Origin of the sequence: Roseomonas sp. 18066 (assembly GCF_902706185.1) — a bacterium.
GTDB lineage: Bacteria > Pseudomonadota > Alphaproteobacteria > Acetobacterales > Acetobacteraceae > Pseudoroseomonas.
This window is the reverse complement of the sequence record NZ_CACSJM010000004.1, coordinates 86,324-92,664: the sequence shown is the minus strand read 5'-3', so window position 1 is coordinate 92,664 and position 6,341 is coordinate 86,324. Positions and strand designations below refer to the sequence as shown.

Below are 6,341 nucleotides of genomic sequence, written 5' to 3'. Positions count from 1 at the left end.
GGGCGGATGGGTTGGGGTCGGGCACGGGCGCCTCGTTCTTCTATGGGACGGATCACTCTCAGCGGCGTCCAAGCGCGTACGGCACGAGCGCCAGCACCGTCAGGATGTTGAGCACGGCGGCGCCGCACAGCACGGCCAGCGTGGTGGAGGCGCCGAACCTGTCCAGCAGCCAGGCGCCGAGGAACGGCGAGGCCGCCTGCGCGATGAGGGTCGGCATGGCGATACGGCCCATCAGCACGGCGTAGCCTTCCTTGCCGAAGAGCGCCAAGTGCACCGTGCCGCGGGCAATGGAGCGGATGCCGCTGCCCATGCCGTACATGACGATGCCCGCCGCCACGACACCCGGTGCACCCACCAGCATGCCCAGGCCGACCGCCACCAGCACCGCGGACGCGACTAGGCTCCAGATGGGATGCGCTTTCTTGCCGAACAGCATCTCCAGCACGCGGGCGCCGACCTGCGCCGGGCCGATCAGCGTGCCCAAGGCAACGGCCGCCGCCAGCGCCAACCCCTGCGACTGCAGCAGCGTCAGCAGGTGAACGGAGATCACGGTCATGATGACGGCCGCCAGGGTGAACCCCGCTGCCAGCACGACGAAGGCGTAGCGCTGGCCCGCCTGCACGTGGCCCTGCACCGGGGCAGCCTTGGCGGCTGCGGGCGGTGCGGCGGGCTTGGCTAACTTGCGCGGCACGCCGAACAGGTAGAGGGGCAGCACGACCGCAAGGTGGATGGCGGCGTAGGTCAGGCAGGCGCCGCGCCAGCCCAGATGGTCAACCAGGAAGGCGCTGAGCGGCCAGCAGACCGTGCTTGCGAAGCCGCCGAACAGGGTGACGTGGGTGATCGCCGAGCGTGCCTGCTCGCCGTAGAGCCGCCCCAGCGTCGAGAAGGCCGGGTCGTAGAGCCCGGCACCCATGGCCAGCCCGAGCACCACCCAGGCGAGCACGAACACCGGCAGGCTGGGCGCCAGTCCGAGCAGCAGCAGGCCCGCGGAGAGCAGGACGGCGCTGGCGGCGAGCACGGGGCGGCCGCCGTGCCGGTCGATCAGGTGGCCGATTCGCGGCGACGCCAGGCCGGACACCAGCATGCCGATGGACAGGGCGCCCATGATCCAGGTGAACGGCCAGCCGGTGTCCGCGGCAATCGGTCCGGCCAGGACGGCCAGCAGGTAGTAGGAGGAACCCCAGGCAAGGATTTGGCCGACGCCGATGGCCGAGACGACCGTCACCCGGTTGCGGCCCGCCAGCGCACCGGCGGGGGAGTGTTCCGGAACTGCCGCCTGGCTCATTCGGCGGGCTCGGCCGGTGCGGTCGCCCGGTTGGTCCCCGCCCCGCAGCACGTCGTTTCCTTGACCAACTCCGGCTTCGGTCCGCAGCAGGCCACCTGCAGGACCGGGGGCGCGCAGCACGGGGATGGCGCCTCGGAACCCGCGGCACCGGGGAGCGCGCGGCTCCCGCTGCATACGCCGGTCTCCGGCAGTTCGAGCTCGACCCGGCGCGCGGCCTCGAGGTCGCCCGCCAGGAAGGCGGCGATGCAGCGCACCTGCTCGTGGCCAGTGGCCAGCAGGAAGGTCGGTGCCCGGCCGTAGCTGGCCATCCCGGCAAGGAAAAGCCCGCTGTCCGGTTGCTGGAGCTCGAAGGCGCCGTGCGGCCGGACGGTGCCGCAGGAGTGCAGGTTGGGGTCGATCAGCTGGGCCAGCACGCGCGGGCACTCCAGCGCCGGATCCAGGTCCATGCGGACTTCGGCAAGGATTCCAAGGTCAGGCCGCAGGCCGGTGGCGACCACCATCTGGTCGACCTCGACCGCCCAACCCTCGAGGCCCATGACCTGCAGGGAGCCATCGGCGCCCCGGCGGACCTCATCCACGGAGAAGGGCGCGAGCAGCTCAACGGCCCCAGACGTGACGAGGTGCCGCAGGCGTTGGCCCAGGGCGCCGCGCTCCGGCAACTGGTCGGCCGCGCCGCCGCCGTAGGCCCGCGCCTGGTCGGCGGTGCGGGCAGCCCAGAGGACGGCGGTGCCCGGCGCCTGCGCGGCCAGGCTGGCGAGGTCGATCAGGGTGCCGATGGCCGAGTGGCCGGAGCCGACGACGAGGACGCGCTTGCCCGCGTAGCGGCCGCGCTCGGCGCCGAGGACGTCGGGCATGCCGTGGCGGATCCGGTCGGCGGCCTCGCGCTCGCCGAAAGCGGGCAGGCCGGAGGCACCGGCCGGGCTCGGGTTGCCCCAGGTGCCCGTCGCCACGATGACGGCGCGGGCGAGGAGGCGGCCCTCGCGTCCGTCTGCCTGGAACCTGACTTCGAAGGGCTGCTCCCCGCGCCCGGCGTCGCGGACCTTGCTCACGCGTTGCCGGGCGACGCCGGTCACCCGCATGTTCAGGCGCAGGCGGCCAGCGATCTCCGGCAGCGCGGCGAGCGGCGCCAGATAGTCCTCGGCGAGCTCGCGCCCGGTCGGGAACCCGTCGGCGTCCGGCGCCGTCCAGCCGTGCCGCTCCAGCAGGGTTTGGGCCGCCCGGTCGATGTTGTAGCGCCAGGGAGAGAACATGGGGACGTGGCCCCAGGCGAGCGGCGCCGTGCCGACGGAGCGACCGGCTTCCAGGATGACCGGCTCGAGGCCACGCTCCAGTAGGTGAGCTGCGGCGGCGAGGCCGACCGGACCGCCGCCGATGATGGCGACAGGCAGCGACCTGAGGGCGTCGTGGCCATCAGAGGCCCTGTTCTGAGGGCGCGGCGTAGCGGAGCAGCAGGAGGTCATCTGTCAGTCCCCTTCATTATGCCTCGGTGGGCGATGCATGTGGGCAAACCAACGGTCAGCATCGGCAGGCGCGCTGGGCTTGGTCGCGGGCGGCGGCGGCGCGGTCGGTCTCGGTCAGGGCCGCCGTGGCGTCCATCCAAGCTTCCAGGCCGACCTTGAAGGCATCGCGGCCCCTATCCGTCAGCGTGTAGACCTTGCGCTCGCGGCCGGAGACGACCTCCGGCGCGGATGTCAGGTAGCCGCCCTGCTCGAACTCGCGAAGCGTTGGGTACAGGGCGCCCTCGGAGGGCGAGCAGCAGCCATTCGTGGTCCGCTCGACGGCACGGGCGATGTCGTAGCCGTGCGCGGGGCCATCGTGCAGCACCTGGAGGACAAAGAACCGGCTCAGCGCCATCTTGATGGTCCCGGCCCAGTAAGTCCGGTCCGTGAAGTCCAGGGAGGGGCGGGGGACAGCGCGCAGGGCGGGTTCCTTTGGCATGTCGGGACCCTATGCCTTGGAGGGCGATGTATCAAGATTATCTGTCGGAGGGGTGTCAAGCGGCAATCCGCAGGTGGCATTGTATTGGATGGCGATGACCTACCTTGCTTCCCATTCTGCAGGCAGACCGTCGTCCGTCGACGAGATCGTGCAGGGCGGGATGGTCACTCCGCCAGACAAGGGCCTCGTCAGAGGTCGGAAAATCAGCGCTCGGGCGAGGCTGCCTTCTGGAGGGAAGCATCCGTACCACCCGCGACAAACTCTTGGCCATGCTGGGCAAGCCAGCGGCTGAAGTCGGCACCTGCCTCGGCCCTGAGCGCCCGCTGCCGGTCCTCGCGCCTCCGGACAAGTTCCTCGTCGAGCAAGTTGGCCACGGTGCGTGCGGCATATGGCCTGCCATCGGGACCATGATGGCCACGCTCGGCCAGCATCTCGGCGACGGCGCCAAGGTTGCGGTCGAGATCTTCCGAAGCAAGACGGCGAGCCTCCGCCTGGATCGCCGGATCGACAGGGTAAGACGGCATGGGCAATCCTCCTCGGGACAAGCCTACCCTGGATGCCATGAGCTCTGGCAAGCTTCGGTGAACCTCTTATGCTGCCTGGACGTTTCGGTGCCGAGAAGCGGGGGCAGAAGATGAGCCTGGCAACCTACACCTTGAAGATGGCGGCCATCGCCGCGCCTCTGGCGGCGCTGTCGGTCTTCGGCGGCGAGCCGATGCCCGCAGGCTGGCTGGAGGGTATCGTGGATCCGGGAGCCACTATCGGAAAAGCAGCGGTTGTGGTGGGTATGTGGCTAGCTGGCGCGGCCTCCACAGCGGGAGGCTTAGCCGGGTTCGTTTGGCTCGCACACGCTCTCTGGCTGGAGCGGTGCCATTCGGCTGGAAAGCCTGCTTCGGGCGGCTAGGTAGGCCGAGCAGCCCCCACCCTGTAATCGACGATTGCGTGAATATTGGCGTCAGCGTTCAGCTGGAGCCTCGGCGGAGGCAGAACGGTCTTGTGCAACCTCTACTCGACGACCAGCAACCAGCGCGCCATCCTGGAGCTCACCCGGTCGCTCCATGACCGCACGGGAAACCTCCCGCCACTCCCCGCTATCTACCCCGACAGCATGGCGCCCATCGTGCGCGAAGCCGAGGACGGCGGGCGGGAGCTCACCATGATGCGCTGGGGCATGCCGGACCCGAGCAGTACGGCGGCCACCCCGTCACGAACATCCGGAACACCTGCAGCCCTCACTGGCGCCGGTGGTTGGGCCCGGCGCACCGCTGCCTGGTGCCTGTGACCTCATTTCCGGAATGGGAGGACACGAAGCCCAAGAAGACGCCAGTGTGGTTTGGCCTGGCGCCAGAGCGGCCGCTCTTCGCCTTCGCGGGGATCTGGACTCGCTGGAACGGCACGCGTGGGCCCAAGTCACACCCGGTCGAGGGAGAGCACGAGCTCTACGGCTTCGTGACCTGCGACCCGAATGAGACTGTCGGCGCCATCCACGCGAAGGCAATGCCGGTGCTGCTGACCACGCCGGAGGAGATGAACACCTGGGTAGAGGCGCCGTGGGAGATCGCCCGCGAGCTCCAGCGGCCGTTGCCCGACGACCAGATGCTCATCGTGTCCAAGGGCAATCGAATGGATCCGGAGTGACCCACCGCTCTCAGCCCCGATGCTCGGCTCAGTTGACTGGACAGGCGCTAGTCAGACCACGGGCGGTGTCACAAGGCGGGCCGCCCTGCGACCCGGCATCCGCCCCACAGACTTCACCATCGGTGAAGCCATCCCATGCGTAGCCTGCTCCAGTAATCCGGCTGGGCTGCTCTCCTGCACCCCCGGCAAGCGGTGTTCGATGGTCCTTCAGCCACATAGGTTGCCAACGTATCGTGACGTCACGAAAAGCGTACCGACTACCTGCGTCGGCTAATTAATGTGACGTCACGGAAACATCTCTTTCGGCGGAAGCCAGTTGCATATCGTGACGTCACGAACGGGCCGTCGATAATTTGCAGAGCTAAATTTTCGTGACGTCACGAATGGACGATCGACAGCAAGCGACTCACTCGATTATCGTGACGTCACGAAATGGATGAAGGTCGCACGCTATGTCGTCGAGCCGCTCCTCACGGGACAGCTACAAGGGAGGCCGAACCCGAAAGGGCCAAGCCCTTGAAATCTGTGACGCCACGAAATCTGCTGAAGTCGAGGGCTTCAGTGGTGCTTCGGCCAAGGTGGCACCTTGCGCCAAGAAGTCATCGACTTTGCAGGAAAGCGCGCCCAGGCGGAGAGGGCGGCCGCCAAGTGATCCGTCAGTCGGGGCGGCCAGCACCGCGAAGCGGACCGCGAAATATCGAGAGCGCCTGGAAGAAGAGACCAGGTCCCTGGTTGGAGCACTGCGATCTGCCATTTGGGCACTGGAGCGACTGGGGGATCACCATCATCTAGGCTGGATGTTTTGGGGGAGCAGGAAGCTGACGTTGGACGCGATTCGACGTCTCGAGCCCAGATTTGCACCGGAGTTGGAGTACCTCGAGGCTCGCTCGAAGGCCTACGTGCTTGAAGTGAACAACCATCGTGCCGCTTCGAAGCCTCCAAAAGGACCAAAGCAGGGAACGATCCTCCTGGCTAATGCGGTCTTCAGCACTGATGCGGCGGGGAACGTTCTCCAGGACGGCAACAAGACTGGCTTGAAGGTGGCGCCCCAGATTGTCAGCTGGCGCCTTGTTGAGGAACGCCCTGTTAAAAACAGGAAGGTGCAAGATTGCACCTTGCGCAGTGCGGAGGATGCCCTGCTCGTGGCGGCAACCATCCTCATTGAGAGAAAGAAAGGCGGTCCTTTGGAGACAATCTGTCCTCCATTAAATACTTGGCAGCCGTGGGAACAGAAGTTTCCGATGCCAGAGGCTACGGAGCCGCCGGTCGAGGTGCTGAGCAGTCTGAGCGACGCTGGTGTGTCCGCTTCGGATGCGGCTTCCACAAGGAACGTTGGACGCCAGAAGGCCAAGCCATTAGGTGGCGCGTCGCTTCCAAATGGAGCTGGCCTGGCGGGCGGAACTACCGGAAAGGCGAGAAGGTCGAAGGCTTGAGCATTAGGCGCTTCACAGCGGCCTGTAACAGGGTTGCGGCATTCCAA

The 6,341-nt window shown here is 67.4% G+C and carries 5 protein-coding genes and 1 pseudogene; 2 read left to right on the top strand and 4 right to left on the bottom strand.

The genetic code is table 11. The features are described from left to right. Positions 1 to 58: 58 nt before the first annotated feature. From GVN67_RS01765 to GVN67_RS01750, 4 genes are all read right to left on the bottom strand, one after another. Entirely contained in the window at positions 59 to 1,285 is a 1,227-nt protein-coding gene (locus GVN67_RS01765; RefSeq protein WP_200845089.1) for an MFS transporter, read from the bottom strand. Beyond that, positions 1,282 to 2,745 (bottom strand): NAD(P)-binding domain-containing protein, encoded by a 1,464-nt coding sequence (locus tag GVN67_RS01760; protein ID WP_159992540.1) that lies wholly within the window; start codon positions 2,743 to 2,745, stop codon positions 1,282 to 1,284. Before GVN67_RS01760 ends, GVN67_RS01765 begins: the two co-directional genes overlap by 4 nt. Before the next feature lie 55 nt (positions 2,746 to 2,800). Beyond that, positions 2,801 to 3,223, bottom strand: a complete 423-nt coding sequence (locus tag GVN67_RS01755; RefSeq protein WP_159992539.1) for a PadR family transcriptional regulator — start codon at positions 3,221 to 3,223, stop codon at positions 2,801 to 2,803. A gap of 203 nt (positions 3,224 to 3,426) precedes the next feature. Continuing rightward, positions 3,427 to 3,747 carry a hypothetical protein gene (locus GVN67_RS01750; RefSeq protein ID WP_159992538.1) on the bottom strand — a complete coding sequence of 107 codons (321 nt, stop codon included), beginning with the start codon at positions 3,745 to 3,747 and terminating at the stop codon, positions 3,427 to 3,429. 470 nt (positions 3,748 to 4,217) lie between these two features. On the opposite strand from GVN67_RS01750, the pseudogene GVN67_RS01745 reads away from it, so the two are divergent. Next, positions 4,218 to 4,861 (top strand): annotated as a pseudogene (locus GVN67_RS01745) (SOS response-associated peptidase). An 899-nt stretch (positions 4,862 to 5,760) separates the two neighbouring features. Beyond that, a complete protein-coding gene (locus GVN67_RS01740) occupies positions 5,761 to 6,294 on the top strand; it encodes a hypothetical protein (RefSeq protein WP_159992537.1) in 534 nt (177 codons plus the stop codon). The last annotated feature ends 47 nt before the right edge of the window (positions 6,295 to 6,341 follow it).

Bases quoted from the DNA above. Each gene is read 5' to 3' on its own strand.
- GVN67_RS01765 (WP_200845089.1), bottom strand. From the start codon at position 1,285: ATGAGCCAGGCGGCAGTTCCGGAACACTCCCCCGCCGGTGCGCTGGCG.
- GVN67_RS01760 (WP_159992540.1), bottom strand. From the start codon at position 2,745: ATGACCTCCTGCTGCTCCGCTACGCCGCGCCCTCAGAACAGGGCCTCT.
- GVN67_RS01755 (WP_159992539.1), bottom strand. From the start codon at position 3,223: ATGCCAAAGGAACCCGCCCTGCGCGCTGTCCCCCGCCCCTCCCTGGAC.
- GVN67_RS01750 (WP_159992538.1), bottom strand. From the start codon at position 3,747: ATGCCGTCTTACCCTGTCGATCCGGCGATCCAGGCGGAGGCTCGCCGT.